Genomic DNA, 17611 nt, shown 5'->3' with positions numbered 1-17611 from the left:
GTCAGAAGTCTATGGCGCGGCCCTTGCGTTCCCAGTCACCGTAGCGGACGGGATCGGGACCGGCCGGTCCGCCCTTCTCGACCGGCGGAGGCGGCGCAGCTGCTGCGGCGCGGCGGCGCATGGCGGCCTCTGCCAGCGCGCGCTGCGCCGCGGGGGGCAGGTCACGCCCGGTCTCGTCCGCCGGCCCGGGCGGAGATCCGGTGTCGGACGATGTCGAGGCGTCAGGGCGGGACGGGTCTGTCACGGGGCATTCCGGGGCGGTGAGGGCCGGGCTGCGGCGCCTTGCAGGGGGGGCACGGGGCCCATATAGGGCGCGGCGTCGGACGGCGACAGGGAGGCCGAGCGTCATGGCGGAGGATCGGCCTGGCCGCGGTGGCGGTGCAGGCGGCGCCGGACGGGGCGGGAGCGGCGGGCGCGGAAGCGATCCCCGCCGGGCAGGCCGGCGCGGTCCCGGCCGTCCCGGTCCGGCCCGAGCCGACGGCGTCCGCCGGCCTGCTCCGCCCGCCGATCCGGCCGGACTTCTGCCCCGCCGTGCTGCCCTGCGCCTTCTCGGAGCGGTCACGGGGGACGGGATGCTCCTGTCGGACGCCCGCGTGGCCGGGCTTCTGGCCCCGCTGCCTCCCGAGGCACGGGCACGGGCCCTGCGGCTGGCCAGCGCCACGCTGCGGCATCTGGATCGGCTGGATGCCTGGATCGCGCCGCGTCTGCGCCGCGCTCCGCCGCCTCCGGTGCGCGATGCGCTGCGGCTCGCGGCGCTCGAGATCGCGATGGGAGAGGCGGCGCATGGCGCCGTCAATGCGGCCGTGACCCTTCTGGGGGAAGGCTCGCGTACCGCGGGCTACAAGGGTCTGGCCAATGCCGTGCTGCGCGCGCTCGCGGTCGAGGGGCCGGCGGGATGGGCCGCGCTGCCGCCGGCGCGGCTGCCCGCCTGGCTGCGAGAGCCCCTCGTGGCGGCTTGGGGCGAGGAGGTCGTCTGCGCGATGGAGCGCGTCCATGAGGCGCCGCCGCCCCTCGACCTGACCGCCCGGGACGATCCGGCCGGCCTGGCCGAGCGTCTCGGAGGGCGGCTGCTGCCCACGGGCAGCGTGCGCCTCGCGGCGGGCGGTGCGCTGACGGCGCTGCCGGGCTGGCACGAGGGCGCCTTCTGGGTCCAGGACGCCGCCGCGGCACTGCCGGCCCGGATGCTGGCGCCGCGGCGCGGCGAGCGGGTGCTCGACCTCTGCGCCGCTCCGGGCGGCAAGACCCTTCAGCTGGCCGCTGCCGGGGCAGAGGTCGCCGCGCTCGACCTGTCGCCGGCCCGTCTGGCCCTGCTGCGCGACAATCTCGCGCGGACCGGGCTTCAGGCGCGCGTGATCGAGGCGGATGCGCTCGAGTTCCGGGAAGGCGGGTGGGACGCGGTGCTGCTCGATGCACCCTGTTCGGCGACGGGAACCCTGCGGCGCCACCCCGACCTGCCTCATGCGCGCGACGGGGCCGAAATTCCCGGCCTGATTGAGGCGCAGGCTCGCCTTCTGGACCATGCGGCGGATCTGGTCCGGCCGGGAGGGCGGCTTGTCTTCGCCACCTGCTCGCTCCTGCCCGCCGAGGGCGAGGAGCAGGTCCGCGCGCTTCTGGCACGGCGCGGGGACCTGAGGGTGGAGCCGGTTCTGCCCGGCGGCGCCGATCCGTCCTGGCAGACGGCGGAGGGCGGGTTGCGCACGCGGCCCGATCACTGGGCGGCCGAGGGCGGTCTCGACGGGTTCTACATGGTCCGGCTGTGCCGGTCCGGCGGCCGGGACGCCACGTGATCGCGCGCCCGGCGCCGGTCTGAACCCGTCCGGAGGGCAGCCGATGCAGGACCGGATCGCATCCTGGCGGAGCCGGGCGAGGCTCTGGGGAGACCGGGCAGCCGCCCGGCTCGCTCCGCTGCGGGCGCCGCGCGCGGGCGACCTCCGCCTGCCCGAACCCCGACTGGCGGGAGACCCGACCCGCGGGCGCCGCCTGCTCGAGGGACGGATCGTGCTGGGAGGAACCGAGATCGCGCTGGGCGGCCGCTCGCCTTGGGATCTCGGCGGCTCGGCGGACGCGGCCGCGCTGCACGGCTGGGCTTGGCTTGACGATCTGGCCGCGCTGGGGACGGCGCCGGCGCGCACCCTCGCACAGGGCTGGGTGCGCGACTGGGCGCGCCGGTACGGCCGGGGAGCCGGCCCGGGCTGGACCCCCTCTCTCGCGACCTCGCGTCTGCTGCGCCTTCTCGGACACGGGGCGCTGCTGATGCGGGGGAGCGACGGTCTGCGCGAGACGGATCTGGCCCGCCTGGCCGGCCGCGAAGCGGCCTTCCTGCGCCGCCGCTGGCGCGTGGCGGCGGGCGCCGCAGAGCGGATCGCGGCGCTTCATGCCCTTGTGCTGGGCGGGCTCGCCCTGCCTGCGGCACGGCCCTGGGCCGAGGGCGCCGCCCGCGCGCTGGGACGCGAGGCGGCGCGCGCGGTGGGGCCGGACGGCGGCATCCCCTCGCGGTCGCCGGAGGAGCTCCTGGACGTGGTCGAGCACCTTCTGGGCGCGGTTGCGGCGCTTGAGCGCGCGGGGATCGCGCCCGATCCGGCCCTGGGCGGAGCGGTGGCGCGGGCTGCGCCGGTGCTGCGGACGCTCCGCCATGCCGATGGCGGTTTGGCGCGGTTCCACGGCGGCGACCGGGGCGAACCGGGCCGTCTCGAGGCGGTGCTCGCGGCCGCCGGTCGGCCTGGCCACCGGACCTCGGCGGGAGGGGGGCTGTCCATGGGCTATCTGCGCCTGGCCGCGGGCCGCACCACCGTGATCGCCGATGCCGCGCCGCCGCCTGCCGAGCGGGAGGCGGCCGGGGCGCATGCCTCCACTCTCGCGATCGAGGTCACCTCCGGCCGGCGTCCGCTGGTGGTCAGTTGCGGGCCGGGACGCGGCTTCGGGCCCGACTGGCGCCGCGCCGCGCGCGCCACGCCGAGCCATTCGGCGCTGTCGCTCGACGGGCTGTCCTCCGCGCGGCTGGGTCGGCACCGGCCCGGAGAGGAGGGCCCCCGGCTCGAGGCGCCGCCCCGACGGGTGATTGCCGAGATCACGCCCCTGTCGGAGGGGCTGCGCGCCGAACTGGCCCATGACGGGTGGCGCGCCAGCCATGGCCTGACCTGCGCACGCGTCCTGCGTCTGTCACCGGATGGGCGGCGCCTGGACGGCGAGGATCTTCTGACCACGCTGACGCGGGCCGACGGGGTGCGGCTCGATGCGGCTCTGGAATCCTCGGGCAGAGCGGGCCTGCCCTTCGCGGTCCGCTTCCATCTTCACCCCGACGCGGAAGCCGACTTGTCCGGCGGGGCCGTGGTGGTGGGCCTGCGCAGCGGCGAGGAATGGCTGCTGACGCAGGACGGAGCGGAATCGGTCGCGCTCGAGCCGTCCGTCTGGCTGGAGACGGGACGACCCGCGCCGCGGCCGACGCTTCAGGCCGTGCTGGGAGGCCGGGTTCGCGGCCCCACGACGCGGCTGCGCTGGACTTTGGCCAAGTCTGACGGCACACCCCTGGGCCTGCGGGACTGGGCGCCGGACGAGCCCTGGGAGGACGAGCGATGAGCACCCCGACATCCCCTGCCGCTCCGGCCGGTCTGCGGCCGGTCCGGCGCGCGCTCCTGTCGGTGTCGGACAAGACCGGACTGGCGGACCTCGCCCGTGCCCTGGCGGAGGGCGGGGCAGAGATCGTCTCCACCGGCAGCACGGCGGCGCATCTGCGCGACGAGGGCTTGAGCGTGACGGAGGTGGCGGCCGTCACGGGTCATCCCGAGATCCTGGGCGGCCGGGTCAAGACGCTGCATCCGCGCATCCATGGCGGCATCCTCGGCCGGCCGGACGATCCCGGCCATGCGGCCGAGATGGCCGCGCAGGGCATCGTGCCCTTCGACCTCGTGGCCGTGACCCTCTACCCGTTCGAGCAGGCACTGGCGGCCGGAGCCGAACCGGCGGAGCTGGTGGAGCAGATCGACGTGGGCGGGCCGGCAATGATCCGCGCGGCCGCCAAGAACCACGACACCGTCGCCGTCCTGACCGAACCGGCCGATTACCCTGCCCTGATCGGGGATCTCCGCACGCATGGCGGGACCACGGCAGCCTTTCGCCGGGCGATGGCCGCCAAGGCCTTCGGGCGCACGGCCGCGTATGACGGGGCCATCGCCGCCTGGTTCGCCGAGGCGCTGCAGACCCCTCCCGTCTGGCATATGGCGGCCGGGCGGTTGGCGCGCCCCCTTCGCTATGGCGAAAACCCGCACCAGCGGGCGGCTCTCTACCTCTCGGGCGATCCGGGCGGTCTTGCTGCGGTCGAGCCGGTCGGCGGCAAGCCGCTCTCCTTCAACAATGTCCTGGATGCCGACGCCGCCTGGGAATGCCTCGCCGAGTTCCGCGACGAGCCCGCCTGCGTCATCGTCAAGCACGCCAATCCCTGCGGCGTCGCGGTAGGAGGGTGCCTGACCGACGCCCATGCGCGGGCGCTCGCCTGCGACCCCGCAAGCGCCTTTGGCGGGATCGTGGCGCTGAGCCGGCCCCTGGACCGGGCGGCCGCCGAAGCGGTGACGGCCCTGTTCACGGAGGTGATGATCGCGCCCGACGCCGACGAGGAGGCCCGGGCCGTGTTCGCACGCAAGCCCAACCTGCGCCTGCTGCTGGCCGGCGAGCCGCCGGACCCGACGCGGCCGGGTCTGCTGTGGCGGCAGGTGGGGGGCGGCTTTCTGGCCGGCGACCGGGACGGGGGTCGCATCCTGCCGCAGGACTGGCGCCTGGTGACGCGACGCGCACCCACCGAGGAGGAACTCCGCGACCTCTGGCTCGCCTGGCGCGTGGTCAAGCATGTCCGATCCAACGCCATCGTGCTGGCGGCCGGAGGGGCCACGGTGGGGGTGGGAGCGGGCCAGATGAGCCGCGTGGATGCGGTGCGGATGGCCGTCTGGAAGCTGCAGGGCCGCTCCACGCCGCCGGAGGGTGCGGTCGTCATGGCCTCGGACGCCTTCTTTCCGTTCCCCGACAGCCTGGAAGCGGCTGCCGCAGCGGGTGTCACGGCGGTGGTCCAGCCCGGCGGATCGGTCCGGGACGAGGCCGTGACGGAAGCCGCCGATCGGCTGGGTCTGGCGATGCTGACGACCGGCATGCGGCACTTCCGGCACTGACATGGGCCATCGTTCCCCCCAGCGATCCGCCCTCCGTCCCGGTCTGCCGCGGCTGCTTCTGTGGACGGCCCTGTGGGTCTTTCTCCTGGACCAGATCACCAAGTGGCTTGTCGTGCATGTCATGGACCTGGCCACGCGGCTGCAGATCGACCTGCTGCCCCCCGTGGTCACGCTTCGGATGGCCTGGAACAGCGGGGTCAACTTCGGCCTTCTGTCGGGTTTCGACCTGCGCTGGCTGCTGGTCGTCCTGGCCCTCGTCATCGCCGCAGCGGTGGTGGTCTGGATCTGGCGCGAAGGCGGCGGGCGGCGCGTGCAGGTCTCGGGCGGGCTTCTGGTGGGCGGGGCGCTGGGCAACGTGGTGGATCGCGTCCTCTACGGAGCCGTGGCGGATTTCGTCAACTTCCCGCTCTTCGGCGAGGCTCTGGGCTGGCTCGTGCGGACGCTGAGCTTCGGACGGCTGTCCTTCGAGGCGCAGTATTCCTTCAACGTGGCCGACATCGCGATCTTTCTGGGCGCGGTCGGCCTCGTGCTCTTTGCGGGAGGCACGGGTGCCGCGCGGCCGCGCCGGCCCGCACGGCGCGGGTGACGCCGCCGCGGGCAGACCGCCGCAGGCCCTTCAAACGGCGGGTGACGGCGCCGCGCGCTTGCGCTAAGGGAGAGGCATGACGGCGAAGATCCCTGTTCCGCGCGCCCTGGCGCTTGTGGCTCTCGGCCTGCTGGCCGCCTGCGGCGGCCCGCGGGGCGACTGGCGCGCCGAGGTCAGGCGCCCGACGCCCAACCCCGTCGTGCTCACCCCCGCACCCCCGCTGGTGATCCCGCCCAGACTCGATCTGCCGCCCCCGGTCTGACGCCGCAGGACCGGAGGAATCCTCGAGGAGGAGCGGAGCGCCGAGGGCCGGCCGGACCTCCGGCCCGGTCACGTCGCCGTGGCCCCCGCTTGCGGATGGCGCGGCCCTCCGCGAAGCTCCGCCCGCAAGCCGCAGGGGAGATCCACGTGCCCAGCCGCTCCTTGTCCGTTCCGGCCACCATCCTGCTCCTGCTGGCGGCCGCCGCGCCTGCCCCCGCGCAGGAGGTAACCACCGCAACGCTCGACAACGGTCTCGAGATCGTGGTGATCGAGGATCATCGCGCGCCGGCCGCCGTCCACATGTTGTGGTACCGGACGGGCTCGGCCGACGAGCCGGTGGGCCGGTCGGGCGTGGCGCACTTCCTCGAGCATCTGCTGTTCAAGGCCACCGAGACGCGCGAGGCGGGCGAGTTCAGCCGCGTCGTGGCCGAGCAGGGCGGGCGCGACAACGCCTTCACGAGCTACGACTATACCGCCTACTTCCAGCGCGTCGCCGCCGACCGGCTGCCGCTGATGATGGAGTTCGAGGCCGACCGCATGAACAACCTCCGCCTGACCGAGGAGGACATCGTGACCGAGCGGCAGGTGATCCTGGAGGAGCGCAGCCAGCGCGTGGACAGCGACCCCAACGCCATCGCGCGCGAACAGATGCGCGCGGCGCTGTTTCTCAACCACCGCTACGGCGTGCCCGTGATCGGCTGGCGCCACGAGATGGAGGCGCTCGACATGGAGGCGGTGCTCGAGACCTACGATCTGTGGTATTCGCCCAACAACGCCATCCTGGTCGTCGCGGGCGACGTCGAACCCGAGGCGGTGATCGCGCTGGCCGAGGAGCATTACGGACCGCTGCCCTTTGAGCCCGACCTGCCCCCGCGCCTGCGGGCCCAGGAGCCTCCTCATCTCGCCGAACGGCGCGTCCTCTACGAGGACGCCCGCGTGTCCCAGCCGTATCTGGCGCGAAGCTATCTCGCGCCCGCGCGACGCGCGGGCGACCAGGACGAGGCGGCCGCGCTGTTCGTGCTCGCGCGCATCCTCGGCGGGTCGTCCTTCACCTCGGTCCTGGCGCGCGATCTCACCTTCGAGGCGGATGTCGCGCTGTTCTCCAGCGCCTCCTATGATGGGGTCGCGCTCGATGACGGCATCTTCTCGCTCACGGTCGCGCCCGTGCCGGGGGTGACGCTGGAGGAGGCGGAGGCCGCCCTCGACGCCGCGCTGGCCCGCTTTCTCAAGGAGGGGGTCGATCCCGGCCAGCTCGAACGGATCAAGACGGGGATCCGGGCATCCGAGATCTACGCGCTCGACAACGTGGAGGGCCTGGCCAACCGCTACGGCGCTGCCCTGGCGACGGGACTGACTGTGGAGGACGTGCAGGCCTGGCCCGAGATCCTTCAGGCGGTCACGCCGGAGGCGGTCGAGGCCGCGGCAGCCCGGGTTCTCGACCGGCGCCGCTCGGTGACGCTGTGGGTCCGGGCGCCCGCGGCCGACGGCACGGCGACGGTTCCGGCCCTGCAGGGTCCCGATCTTTCCGGGGGAGAAGACAGACCATGATCTCCGCTCTCGCCATCGCGGCGCTGGTGGCGCGCGTCCCGGCGCTCCGACCGCTGCTGCGCCTCGCCCTCCGTCTCGGTCCGCGTCTGGCCGCGCTCGCCCTCGTGCCCCTTCTTCTGCTCTGGAGCCTGCCGGTCCGCGCGGCGGTCGAGATCCAGGAGGTCGTCTCGCCCGGGGGCATCGAGGCGTGGCTGGTCGAGGAGCGCTCCATCCCCTTCGTCGCGCTGGAGATCCGCTTCCGCGGCGGTGCATCGCTCGATCCCGAGGGGCGGCGCGGAGCCGTCAACCTGATGGTGGCCCTTCTGGAGGAAGGCGCAGGCGACCGCGACGCGCGGACCTTTCAGGAAGCCCGCGAGGCGCTGGGTGCCCTGTTCCGCTTCAACGCCACGGACGACACGGTTGCCATCTCGGCCAGCATCCTCACCGAGAGCCGGGACGAGGCGGCGGCGCTTCTGCGCGATGCGCTGGTGGCGCCGCGGTTCGATCCGGACGCGGTGGAGCGCGTGCGCGGGCAGGTGCTGTCGATCATCGCGCAGGATGCGCAGAACCCCTCGGCGCTCGCCAGCGAGGCGCTGTCGGCCTTGGCCTTCCCGGACCATCCCTATGGCAGCTCGCTCAATGGCACCGTCGAGTCGGTCTCGGCGCTGACACGCGAGGATCTGGTGACGGCCCATCGGGCGGCACTCGTCCGCGACCGGGTCTATGTGGGGGCGGTGGGGGATATCGGGCCCGACGAACTGGGCCGTCTGCTGGACGACCTGCTGGGCGCGCTGCCCGCCGAAGGTCCGTCGCTGCCGCCGCGCGCGGAGCCGGCCTTTGCGGGGGGCGTGACGGTGGTGGAGTTCCCCTCGCCGCAATCGGTCGCCGTGTTCGGGCAGGTAGGCATCGCGCGCGAGGACCCCGACTGGTTCGCGGCCTTTGTGCTCGACCACATCCTCGGCGGTCCCGGCTTCCAGTCGCGGCTGATGCGCGAGGTGCGCGAGCGGCGTGGCCTGACCTACGGGATCGGCACGGCCCTGGTGCCGCGCGATCTCGGTGCGACCTGGCTCGGCTCCGTGGCCTCGTCCAACGCGACCGTGGCCGAGGCCATCGAGACCGTGCGCGCGATCTGGGCCGATGTCGCGGAGGAGGGGGTGACGCAGGCGGAACTCGATGCCGCCAAGACCTATCTGACGGGGGAGTATCCCCTCCGGTTCGGCGGCAACGCCCAGATCGCCACCATGCTGGTCGCGATCCAGATGGTGGGCCTTCCTCCCTCCTATGTCACCGAACGCAACGCGCTCGTCGAGGCCGTGAGCCTCGAGGATGTTCGCCGGGTGGCCAGGCGTCTGATGGACCCCGACCGGTTGACCTTTGTCGTCGTGGGCCAACCGCAAAGCCTCGGCAGCGGGTCTCCGGTCGGGTCCGCGCCGGGCCCGGAAGGGATTGCGCCGCCCGGTCCGGCCGGGGAGCAGCCGGTCCTTCTGGCGCCCGCCGAATAGGGCCGCTGGTCTCCCCGCGGGCGGGGGTGCTAGGCTCACCCGCATGCTGCGCACCGATCCGCTCGTCGATCCGCCACGTCGGCCGATCCGGCCCCTCGCGCCCGAGGCGGTGGACCGCATCGCTGCGGGCGAGGTGGTCGAGCGGCCGGCTTCGGCCGTCAAGGAGCTGGTGGAAAATGCGCTCGACGCGGGCGCCCGCCGCATCGAGGTGGCGCTGTCGGACGGGGGGAGACGGCTGATCCGGGTGGCCGATGACGGCTGCGGAATCCCTGCCGAGGAGCTGCCCCTCGCTCTTGCGCGGCACGCCACGTCCAAGACGGACGGTCGCGACCTTCTGGACCTGCGCCATCTGGGCTTCCGGGGAGAGGCGCTGGCCTCCATCGCGTCCGTCTCGCGCCTGTCGCTGACGAGCCGGGTGTCGGGGCAGGAAGGCGCGCGCATCGTCGCAGAGGCGGGCCGCGTCGGTCCCGTGGTGCCGGCGGCGATCGAGCGCGGGACCGTGGCGGAGGTGCGCGACCTCTTCTTCGCCGTGCCGGCCCGGCTGCACTTCCTGCGCGGCATCCAGGCCGAACGGCGCGCCACCCTCGATGCGCTGCGCCGCCTCGCCCTCTCGGCACCGGCAGTGGCGTTCGTGCTGCGCGAACTCGGCGACGAGGGGGAGCGTCTGCTGCTGCGCCTCGATGCCGAAAGCGGAGACGACGCGGCCGCCCGCCGGATCGCCGCCGTGCTGGGCCAGCGCTTCGCGGCCGGTTGCATTCCCGTCGAGGCCGAGCGGGATGGCTTCCGGATCTCCGGTCTTGCCGCCCTTCCGGCCGAGGCGAGAGGAGCCGGCATGGCGCAGTTCGTCATCGTCAACGGTCGGGCGGTGCGCGACCGGCTGCTGCTTGGCGCCCTGCGGGCAGGCTATGGGGACCTGCTGCCCGCAGGCCGGCACCCGGCAGCGGTGCTCTTCGTCGACTGCGATCCAAGGCGGGTCGATGTGAACGTTCACCCGGCCAAGGCCGAGGTCCGCTTCCGGGAGCCGGATCTGGCGCGCGCGGCCGTGGTCTCCGCGCTGCGGCGGGCGCTCGGCGGGCCGCTGCGGCCCGGGCCGGGCCTGGCACAGGCGGCGCTGAACCGTCTGGCCCGCAGCCCTGCGACGGGGACCGCTCCGGCTCCGGCCGACAGCCTCCCGCCTCCGCGCGAGGGGACGTCCGGTCCGGTCCAGGCCGACGTCTCTCCCGCCTTGACCGGTTTCGCCGAGACCGCCCCTCCCGCAGGGCGCCGATGGGAGGGGGGGGGAACCCCGCCGGCGCATCCGCTCGGGGCCGCGCGCGCGCAGATCGGAGCCAACTGGATCATCGCGGAAACGCCCGATGGTCTCGTCCTCGTGGACGCGCACGCCGCCCACGAACGGATCCTTCTCGAGCGGCTCCGCAAGGCAGCGCGGAGCGGACAGGTCCCCTCGCAGCCGCTTCTCGTGCCGGTTGTGGCCGAACTGTCGCCCGAGGAAGCCGAACGCCTGCTCGATGCGGCACCCGCCCTGCTGGCGCTCGGCGTGGAGATCGAGCCCTTCGGCGGCGAGGCAGTCCTGCTGCGGGCCCTCCCGGCTGCCTTGGCAGGGACCGACGGGACGCGGCTGCTGCGCCTGCTGGCCGGAGCGCTGGCCGAGGCGGGACAGGTCCGGGAAGCCCTGGAACGGCAGCTCGACGCGATCCTGGCTCGGGTGGCCTGCCATGCCTCCGTGCGGACCGGACGGCGGTTGCGCCTCGAGGAGATGGACGCCCTGCTGCGCGAGATGGAGCGCACGCCGGGCGCCGGCAGCTGCAACCATGGTCGCCCCACCTTCGTGGCCCTCTCGCTCCGCGAGATCGAGGCCCTGTTCGGCCGTCGATAGGGATGGACCCGGAACGGCAGCGGCCTAGTGTCCGATTCAGGATCGGCAGGGAGGGGGCGATGAGCGCCACACGGGTTGCGGCAGCGGGCCTGACGGCCCTGTGGCTCTGGAGCCCGTCCGGCGAGGCCGGTGGCCTCGCCGATCCCCCCGCCGCGTCTGCGGCTCCGCTCCGGCCGCCCCCTGCCATGGGCGAGGCTCTCGACTGGGGGCGGCTGACCGCATCCCTCGACCGGGCGGTGCAAGGCGGATTCCGCGAACAGCCGTTCGAGAACGGGGACATGGCCCTGGTCTGGACCGACGGCACCGGGGCGCTGCGGACCGGGCGGCTGGTGCCCTGCCGCCACGGGCAGGCCATCTGTTCGGGCGGCGAGCGCGGACCGGCAGGACGGCTCGACCGGACGCCCGACTGGTATGTGGTCAGCGGATTGCCGCAGGGACGGTTCTGGCTCCACCCCGGCGGGGAAGGCTTTCTGGAAGTGTCCGGCACATTCCTGCCGCTGGCGTGGAATGCGCGGCACAACGGGACCGGCCCGGGAACCGGCCCCTCGCTCGAGTCCGGCGCGCCGCACCGTTGAGGCAGTGCGCTCAGCTCAGCTCGGCCCGCAGACGTCCGAGCGCCAGGCGCAGGCGGGACTTGACCGTACCGAGCGGCAGGCCCGTCTCGGCCGCGATCTCCGAATGGGTCCGGTCCGCCCAGTAGGCCCGCTCGACCAGCAGGCGCTGGGGCTCGGGCAGGACGCGCAGGGCATCAACGAGGCGCGCTCCTTCCTGCCGCAGGGCGACGATCTCCGCCTGGGGCGGCTCGGCCTCGGGTCCCCAGGGCAGTGCATCCGGGGCAGGCCGCTCGCGCCGTACGAGGTCGATGCGCCGGTTGCGGGCAATGGCGAAGATCCAGGCCGTCACGCTGGCGCGCGCCGGATCGAACAGATGCGCCTTGCGCCAGAGCGAGGCCATCGCTTCCTGCGCGCAGTCCTCGGCGACTTCGGGCGGCGAGCCGGAGCGGATCAGGAAGGCCCGCAGGCGCGGTGCGAAATGCCGGAACAGGCGGGCAAAGGCGACTTGGTCGGCGGCATCGCGCACCCTGATCAGATCGGCGACAAAGGGATCGTGCCCGGACCCGGGCGGAGCACTCGGAGGGTGGGAGTCCGTCTGGAGGCTTGCGTCCATCGCTCATCTCCCTTGGCGGTGGCCTGCCTGCAGATAGAGGCGAGACCCGCTCCTGCTAGCCCGTCCGCAAGGGTTTTTCTGTGCATCGGCGCAGAATGGCTGCGGGAACCATCGCGCCGCCCCCTCGTTGCCGCGCCGGGGAGAACGGGGACGGGGCTTGCGCCGCCGGCGCCCGCCCCCCAGTCTCGAACCGGCGGCAAGGCGGAGGATCGCATGGACATCGCGGCGGACAAGGTGGGCGAGGTGATCCTGCTGGCGCGCGAGATCGCCCAGGAGATGCCCGGCGCCGAGGCCGAGTTCGACGGCCTCGTGGAAGCCATGGACGAGGACGAACGCGCCGATCTCGTCGCGCTGATGTGGGTCGGGCGGGGCGACTTCGAACCCGAGGAATGGGATGAGGCGCGGCGCACCGCGATCGAGGAGGCGACCACACCCACCGCGAGCTACCTGAAGGGCTCGCCCCATCTGGCCGACCATCTCGAGGCGGGCCTCGAGGCGATGGGCATCGACCCGCGCGAGGCCGAGGACGACGTCACCCGCCCCGTCTGAAACGGGATGCAGGCGATGAAGGCGCGGCGTTATTGCCTAGCAGCCCCGCCTGCGCCTCTGTCAGGGCGGGGCCCGCGCGGCAGACCCGTGTTCCCTCGCCGGGGCGCGGGCCCCGCCGCGATCCCGATGCGCGACTGCCGTCACCCATCCTGCCACGGAGCCCCGACCATGCGCCGCCTTGCCCTCGCCGCCTTCGCGCTCTGGCCTTTCGGGGCCTGGGCGGAGAACCTCGCCCTCGTGATCGGCACCGAGGATTATGTGAGCCTGCCCGACCTCCCCCGAGGCGCCGAGATCGCCGAGGCCGTGGACGGGATCGTGGCGCTGGGCTTCGATGTCACGGTGCTGGAGGATGCCCGCGCCGGAGAGGTGGCCGGCGCCCTCGCCGCCTTTCTCGAGGAGGCGCCCGAGGCCGAACGCCTTCTGGTCGCGCTGTCGGGCCGCTTCGTCACGGACGGCGAGCGCAGCTGGTATCTCACGCGCGAGGCGCCGGCGCCGGGGCTGATGACCCTCGATCCCCGCGCGGTCTCCGTCGAGAGCCTGTTGCAGGTCCTGGCCCGTGCGCCGTCGCGGGCGGTGCTGCTTCTCGGGGTCGAGGCGTCGGCCAGTGCCGCCTTCGATCCCTGGCTGTCCGAAGGACTGGGCCGGATCGAGGCCCCGCAGGGCGTGACGGTTCTGGTGGGCAGCCCGCGCGATGCCGCCGAGTTCCTCGCCGACGAGATGGCGCGCCCGCGCGCCGACCTGTCGCGCCTGGTCACGGAGAACGGGGCGATCCGGCCCGAGGGCTATCTGCCGCGAGGCTTCGTCTTCGCCCCCTCGGCCCCTGCCCCCCGTCCCCAGGCCCTGCAGGCCGACGAGAACGCGCTCTGGCAGGGGGCCAGCTCGCTCGACACGGTGGCGGCCTACGAGAACTACCTGCGGGCCTACCCGCAAGGCCGGTATGCCGCCCAGGCGCGCGCCGCCATCGAGTCCATCCGCGCGGAACCCTTCCGGGCCGAGAGACTGGCCGAGGAAGGGCTGGGCCTCACGGCCGAGGCGCGGCGCACGATCCAGCGCAACCTGACGCTTCTGGGCTTCGATCCGCGCGGCATCGACGGCATCTTTGGCCCCGGCACGCGTCGCGCCGTCACCGACTGGCAGCAGCAGAACGGCTTTGCGCAGACGGGCTATCTGACGGCCGAGCAGATCGGCCGCATCGAGGCCCAGGCCGCCCGGCGCGCCGCCCAGCTCGAGGCCGAGGCCGAGCGCCAGCGTCAGGCCGTGGAAGCCGCCGACCGGTCCTACTGGGAGGAGACGGGCGCGCGGGGCGACGAGGCGGGCCTGCGGGCCTATCTCGAGCGCTATCCCGATGGCCTCTTTGCCCGCAATGCCGAGGACCGGCTGGCCCGCATCGAGGAGGACAAGCGTCGCCAGGCGGAGGCCGCCGACCGCACGGCGTGGGATTCCGCTCGCGGCGCCGACACGATCCGGGCCTATCAGGGCTATCTCGAATCCTTTCCGCGGGGCCTCTTTGCCACCGAGGCGCGCGCCCGCATCGCCACGCTCGAAGCGGATCGCAGCGAGGTGCGCGCGCAGGGACGCGCTGCCGAGGAGGCGCTCGGCCTCAACGCGCTGACCGCGCGCGTGGTCGAACAGCGCCTGGCGGCGCTCGGGCTCGATCCCGGAGCGGTGGACGGGCGCTTCGATCCCGATACGCGTCGCGCCTTGCGCAACTTCCAGCGCGACCGCGGACTGCCGGTGTCGGGCTTTCTCGACGAGGCGACGCTCGTGCGCATCCTCGCCGACACCCTCCAGCGCGCGCTGCAGGACTGATGGGGGAAGGGCTGCCGGTCCTTGCGTCCCGCAGCCCGCCCTCCTGTCTCAGCGCGCGGGCTCGAAGCGCTCGAACAGCATCCGCGTCAGTGCGCTGCTGTCGGTCTCGAGCTGGCGCAGCGCCACCAGATAGGTGCCCGGCATCACGCGCGCGACGATCCGGCTGTCCAGCGTCTCGCCGTTGTCGTCGTTGAAGGCGATCTGGCGGCCGAAATCGTCAAACAGCGTGAGGGTGGGATCGCCCTGGCCGTTGGTCACCGTCTCGATCAGGACGAGCCCCGCCTCGGGCACGTCGAAGGCGAACCACAGGGCGGTCGAGGTGCTCTGGACGTCGCGGCGCAGCCGCGCCTCGAGGGCGCCGAGATCCTCGACCGGGTGCGAGCCGTCCAGGGGCGGCGACGCCTCGGCGCGATCGTAGAGCGCTGTCTGCGCCGCCTGCGCATCGAAGCGCGAAACGGTGACGGTGATGGGCTGCCCCCGGTCCGACAGGGCGTTCACCGCGAGGCAGTAGGTGCCGGCCGGCAGGGGCGCCGTCATCTCGAGCCGCGAATCGAGCCCGTCCCAATCGTCGTTTTCCCCGAGAAAGCTGCCGCCCTCGTCGTAGAGGGTGATGACCGGATCGGCCTGCGCGTTCTGCGCGGTGATGACAAGGGGGGCGGGCGCCGCGAGCCGGAAGCCCCAGAACGGCACCTCGTCCACGGAGGCCGTGGCCGAGACGCCTGCGCCCAGATCCGCATCGATCGGGGCACCATCGGAGAGAAAGGTCGAGAGCGTGGACAGATCGCACAGGTCGCCCGGCGCTGCGCCGCCGGGGGATGGAGGCTCGGGCGCGGCATCCATGCCGGCCGTCAGCGCCTCGTGCGATGTCAGGCCGATCCGCACCACCCCGGTCATGGGAGAGCCGTCATACGAGGAGACCGACAGGCAGTAGCGCCCCGGCTCGAGCCGCGTCTCCGCCCGCGCTGCCCGGTCTCCGCCCGAATCGTCGTCGGACAGCAGGATGCGTCCGTCCTCGTCGCGCAGGTCGATGACCGGATCGCCTGTCCCGCGTCCCTGGGCTTCCAGCCGCACCTCGGCCGCCTCCGAGAGCGAGAACAGGGCCACGTAGTCGCTGCCGCCCAGCACGAGCGCCATCTGCTCGAGCGCGGCCGGCGCGGCGGTCAGGTCGGAGGCCGCCTCGGTCCCGCCGATCCACTGCCCGCCCGCGCTCGCGCCGCCGCAGAAATCCTGCGCGGCCGCCGGCAGGGCCGAGGCGAGGATCAGGATCGCCGCCCCTCCTCCCGCAATCCCGGTGCGTCTCATGGGTCCGGCCCTCCCTCATGCCGTGGCGATGACGCGGAGCCTATGCGGACCGGTCCGCCAAGACCAGCGCGATGTGGTGGCCGCCGCGGAATGCAGAAAGGCCGCCGCGACCCCTCGCGGCGGCCCGGACCTTGCTCCGGTCCCGGCGCTCAGCCCTGACGGGCCTTGTAGCGGCGCTGGGTCTTGTTGATGATGTACACGCGGCCCTTGCGGCGCACCACGCGGCAGTCGCGGTGGCGCAGCTTGAGCGAGCGGAGCGAGTTGGCGACCTTCATCGTCGTCCCTCCTTTCGCGGCGCACACGCGCCGGGGTTGCGGCCTGGCAGGCGGACCTGCTGGAATGGTGGGCGGTACTGGGATCGAACCAGTGACCCCTACGATGTCAACGTAGTGCTCTACCGCTGAGCTAACCGCCCGTCCTGCCGCGCGACCCAAGGAGCCGCGCCGCGGGTGGGCGGTTCCTAGAGGCAACGGCCCTCGAGATCAAGGCCCCGTTGTCGCGTTGCGCCCGGGGTCCCGGAAAACGCTCCCGGACGGCATGGCTCCGCCGGAAGGCAGGGCGACGGAGCGGAGCATCTTCCGGCCTCGCCGCCCGCCGCTATATGCTGGCAGGCGGCGCTGCTGCAGAGGAGCTGGACCGGAGCCCATGACCTCGGCGTTTCACCTGTCCCGACCCTCGCTGCGCACGACATCCGTGGTCTTTGCCTCGCCGCATTCGGGACGGTTCTGCCCGGCCGGGTTCCTCGCGCGGGCCGAGCTCGACCCGCGAACCATGCGCTCGTCGGAGGATGCCTTTGTGGACCTTCTCTTCGGCAGCGCGCCGCGCCACGGGGCTCCCCTGATCGCCGGAGCCGCCGCACGGGCCTTTGTCGATCTCAACCGCGCCCCGGACGAACTCGACCCTGCCCTGATCGAGGGGGTGCGCCGTCCGGTGCACAACCCGCGCGTCGCTTCGGGACTGGGGGTGATCCCGCGTGTCGTGGCAGGCGGCCGGCCGATCCATCGCGGACGCATCGCGCTGGCCGAGGCGCAGGACCGCATCGACCTGTGGTGGCGCCCCTATCACGAAACCCTGGCCGGCCTCCTCGTCGAAAGCCATGCCCAGTTCGGCGAGGCCATCCTGATCGATTGCCATTCCATGCCTCACGAGGCGCTCGATTCGGTCGCGGTGGTCGGCGGCCGCAAGCCTGACGTCGTCCTGGGCGACCGGTTCGGGGCTGCCGCCTCGCCGGTGGTGATGGACCGGGTGGAAGCCGCCTTCACCGCGGCCGGGCTGCGCGTGCTGCGCAACATGCCGTTCGCGGGCGCCTACAGCGTCCAGCATTATGGCCGCCCGTCTCGACGTCAGCACGCCGTCCAGGTCGAGATCGACCGCTCGCTCTACATGGACGAGCGCCTCGTGGAGCCTCACGAGGGGTTCGAGCCCTTCCGAAGGCTTCTGGAGGGGGTTGTCGCCGATCTGACGGCCATCGGTCGCCCCGAGGGCCTTCGTCTGGCCGCGGAATAGTCTCCTTCGCCCGGTCTGCGGCGGATCAACCCGGACTGCCCGGCCCGGTGTCCCGGACACTCCCGGGATCGTCGGGCCGACCCCTTGAAACCTCGCCCACGGGGCCCCATCTGGGGGGTCCGGTCGGCGCTGCGGTGCCGGCCGGACGGGGCTGACGCCACGGCAGGACGGAGGGGGCGAAAAAATCCCTTGCACCCTCCGAAACCTCGCTGTAGAGACTGCCTCCACGGTCGGACGGCGGCGACGCGGAACGCGAAGCAGACGGACGGTCGGCCACAGCAGACGACGCTCTCTTCGGGACGCGCTTGAACGATCGGGCGCACCGGAGAGGTTTCTGTCTGTTGGGGCCTGCTCTTTGACAGTGATGGTA

General features: G+C 73.2%; 16 protein-coding genes and 1 tRNA gene. 12 read left to right on the top strand and 5 right to left on the bottom strand.

Annotated elements, in window-relative coordinates:
* Position 1: 1 nt before the first annotated feature.
* The gene (locus GT358_RS16700) at positions 2–160 is read right to left on the bottom strand and encodes a DUF1674 domain-containing protein (RefSeq protein WP_243730836.1); all 159 of its coding nucleotides are present in this window, start codon (positions 158–160) and stop codon (positions 2–4) included.
* A 187-nt stretch (positions 161–347) separates the two neighbouring features.
* Between GT358_RS16700 and GT358_RS10455 the strand changes: the two genes are divergently transcribed.
* From GT358_RS10455 to GT358_RS10415, 9 genes are all read left to right on the top strand, one after another.
* The gene (locus GT358_RS10455) at positions 348–1787 is read left to right on the top strand and encodes an RsmB/NOP family class I SAM-dependent RNA methyltransferase (protein ID WP_166582566.1); all 1440 of its coding nucleotides are present in this window, start codon (positions 348–350) and stop codon (positions 1785–1787) included.
* A gap of 43 nt (positions 1788–1830) precedes the next feature.
* A complete protein-coding gene (locus GT358_RS10450; RefSeq protein WP_166582565.1) occupies positions 1831–3576 on the top strand; it encodes a heparinase II/III family protein in 1746 nt (581 codons plus the stop codon).
* The gene (purH, locus tag GT358_RS10445) at positions 3573–5156 is read left to right on the top strand and encodes a bifunctional phosphoribosylaminoimidazolecarboxamide formyltransferase/IMP cyclohydrolase (RefSeq protein ID WP_166582564.1); all 1584 of its coding nucleotides are present in this window, start codon (positions 3573–3575) and stop codon (positions 5154–5156) included. Before GT358_RS10450 ends, purH begins: the two co-directional genes overlap by 4 nt.
* 1 nt (position 5157) lies before the next feature.
* Complete coding sequence (locus GT358_RS10440) at positions 5158–5742, top strand: signal peptidase II (protein WP_166582563.1); 585 nt, start codon at positions 5158–5160, stop codon at positions 5740–5742.
* A 76-nt stretch (positions 5743–5818) separates the two neighbouring features.
* The gene (locus tag GT358_RS10435) at positions 5819–6004 is read left to right on the top strand and encodes a hypothetical protein (RefSeq protein WP_166582562.1); all 186 of its coding nucleotides are present in this window, start codon (positions 5819–5821) and stop codon (positions 6002–6004) included.
* Between the two features lie 146 nt (positions 6005–6150).
* Complete coding sequence (locus GT358_RS10430) at positions 6151–7551, top strand: M16 family metallopeptidase (protein WP_371416266.1); 1401 nt, start codon at positions 6151–6153, stop codon at positions 7549–7551.
* Positions 7548–9032, top strand: coding sequence for a pitrilysin family protein (locus GT358_RS10425; RefSeq protein ID WP_166582560.1), 1485 nt, complete (start codon positions 7548–7550; stop codon positions 9030–9032). Before GT358_RS10430 ends, GT358_RS10425 begins: the two co-directional genes overlap by 4 nt.
* Positions 9033–9075: 43 nt before the next feature.
* Positions 9076–10908 carry a DNA mismatch repair endonuclease MutL gene (gene mutL / locus GT358_RS10420; protein ID WP_166582559.1) on the top strand — a complete coding sequence of 611 codons (1833 nt, stop codon included), beginning with the start codon at positions 9076–9078 and terminating at the stop codon, positions 10906–10908.
* Between the two features lie 59 nt (positions 10909–10967).
* Positions 10968–11483, top strand: coding sequence for a hypothetical protein (locus tag GT358_RS10415; RefSeq protein WP_166582558.1), 516 nt, complete (start codon positions 10968–10970; stop codon positions 11481–11483).
* 10 nt (positions 11484–11493) lie between these two features.
* Here the strand turns inward: GT358_RS10415 and GT358_RS10410 are convergent, their stop codons facing one another.
* Positions 11494–12075, bottom strand: a complete 582-nt coding sequence (locus GT358_RS10410; RefSeq protein WP_166582557.1) for a sigma-70 family RNA polymerase sigma factor — start codon at positions 12073–12075, stop codon at positions 11494–11496.
* A 213-nt stretch (positions 12076–12288) separates the two neighbouring features.
* Between GT358_RS10410 and GT358_RS10405 the strand changes: the two genes are divergently transcribed.
* Positions 12289–12624, top strand: a complete 336-nt coding sequence (locus tag GT358_RS10405) for a DUF3775 domain-containing protein (RefSeq protein WP_166582556.1) — start codon at positions 12289–12291, stop codon at positions 12622–12624.
* Positions 12625–12792: 168 nt separating this feature from the next.
* The gene (locus GT358_RS10400; RefSeq protein ID WP_166582555.1) at positions 12793–14433 is read left to right on the top strand and encodes a peptidoglycan-binding protein; all 1641 of its coding nucleotides are present in this window, start codon (positions 12793–12795) and stop codon (positions 14431–14433) included.
* Between the two features lie 48 nt (positions 14434–14481).
* Here GT358_RS10400 and GT358_RS10395 read toward each other — a convergent pair whose 3' ends face one another.
* The 3 genes from GT358_RS10395 to GT358_RS10385 all read right to left on the bottom strand — a co-directional run bounded on the left by GT358_RS10395 (position 14482) and on the right by GT358_RS10385 (position 16150).
* Entirely contained in the window at positions 14482–15735 is a 1254-nt protein-coding gene (locus GT358_RS10395) for an ABC transporter substrate-binding protein (RefSeq protein ID WP_166582554.1), read from the bottom strand.
* Between the two features lie 149 nt (positions 15736–15884).
* A complete protein-coding gene (gene ykgO / locus GT358_RS10390; RefSeq protein WP_166582553.1) occupies positions 15885–16010 on the bottom strand; it encodes a type B 50S ribosomal protein L36 in 126 nt (41 codons plus the stop codon).
* Positions 16011–16075: 65 nt separating this feature from the next.
* Positions 16076–16150 (bottom strand) — tRNA-Val (locus tag GT358_RS10385).
* A 230-nt stretch (positions 16151–16380) separates the two neighbouring features.
* Here GT358_RS10385 and GT358_RS10380 point away from each other — a divergent pair.
* On the top strand, positions 16381–17241 hold the full coding sequence (locus GT358_RS10380; RefSeq protein WP_166582552.1) for an N-formylglutamate amidohydrolase: 861 nt from the start codon (positions 16381–16383) through the stop codon (positions 17239–17241).
* The last annotated feature ends 370 nt before the right edge of the window (positions 17242–17611 follow it).

The sequence above is a fragment of the Rubellimicrobium sp. CFH 75288 genome (assembly GCF_009904055.1).
Lineage (GTDB): Bacteria > Pseudomonadota > Alphaproteobacteria > Rhodobacterales > Rhodobacteraceae > Rubellimicrobium.
Note: the sequence above shows the minus strand (reverse complement) of the source record. Positions and strands in the feature narration are given on the sequence as shown.

What these genes read in the sequence shown, in the direction of transcription:
- GT358_RS10455 (WP_166582566.1), top strand. Translation starts at nt 348, where the DNA reads ATGGCGGAGGATCGGCCTGGCCGCGGTGGCGGTGCAGGCGGCGCCGGA.
- GT358_RS10450 (WP_166582565.1), top strand. Translation starts at nt 1,831, where the DNA reads ATGCAGGACCGGATCGCATCCTGGCGGAGCCGGGCGAGGCTCTGGGGA.
- purH (WP_166582564.1), top strand. Translation starts at nt 3,573, where the DNA reads ATGAGCACCCCGACATCCCCTGCCGCTCCGGCCGGTCTGCGGCCGGTC.
- GT358_RS10440 (WP_166582563.1), top strand. Translation starts at nt 5,158, where the DNA reads ATGGGCCATCGTTCCCCCCAGCGATCCGCCCTCCGTCCCGGTCTGCCG.
- GT358_RS10435 (WP_166582562.1), top strand. Translation starts at nt 5,819, where the DNA reads ATGACGGCGAAGATCCCTGTTCCGCGCGCCCTGGCGCTTGTGGCTCTC.
- GT358_RS10425 (WP_166582560.1), top strand. Translation starts at nt 7,548, where the DNA reads ATGATCTCCGCTCTCGCCATCGCGGCGCTGGTGGCGCGCGTCCCGGCG.
- mutL (WP_166582559.1), top strand. Translation starts at nt 9,076, where the DNA reads ATGCTGCGCACCGATCCGCTCGTCGATCCGCCACGTCGGCCGATCCGG.
- GT358_RS10415 (WP_166582558.1), top strand. Translation starts at nt 10,968, where the DNA reads ATGAGCGCCACACGGGTTGCGGCAGCGGGCCTGACGGCCCTGTGGCTC.
- GT358_RS10410 (WP_166582557.1), bottom strand. Translation starts at nt 12,075, where the DNA reads ATGGACGCAAGCCTCCAGACGGACTCCCACCCTCCGAGTGCTCCGCCC.
- GT358_RS10405 (WP_166582556.1), top strand. Translation starts at nt 12,289, where the DNA reads ATGGACATCGCGGCGGACAAGGTGGGCGAGGTGATCCTGCTGGCGCGC.
- GT358_RS10400 (WP_166582555.1), top strand. Translation starts at nt 12,793, where the DNA reads ATGCGCCGCCTTGCCCTCGCCGCCTTCGCGCTCTGGCCTTTCGGGGCC.
- GT358_RS10395 (WP_166582554.1), bottom strand. Translation starts at nt 15,735, where the DNA reads ATGAGACGCACCGGGATTGCGGGAGGAGGGGCGGCGATCCTGATCCTC.
- ykgO (WP_166582553.1), bottom strand. Translation starts at nt 16,010, where the DNA reads ATGAAGGTCGCCAACTCGCTCCGCTCGCTCAAGCTGCGCCACCGCGAC.
- GT358_RS10380 (WP_166582552.1), top strand. Translation starts at nt 16,381, where the DNA reads ATGACCTCGGCGTTTCACCTGTCCCGACCCTCGCTGCGCACGACATCC.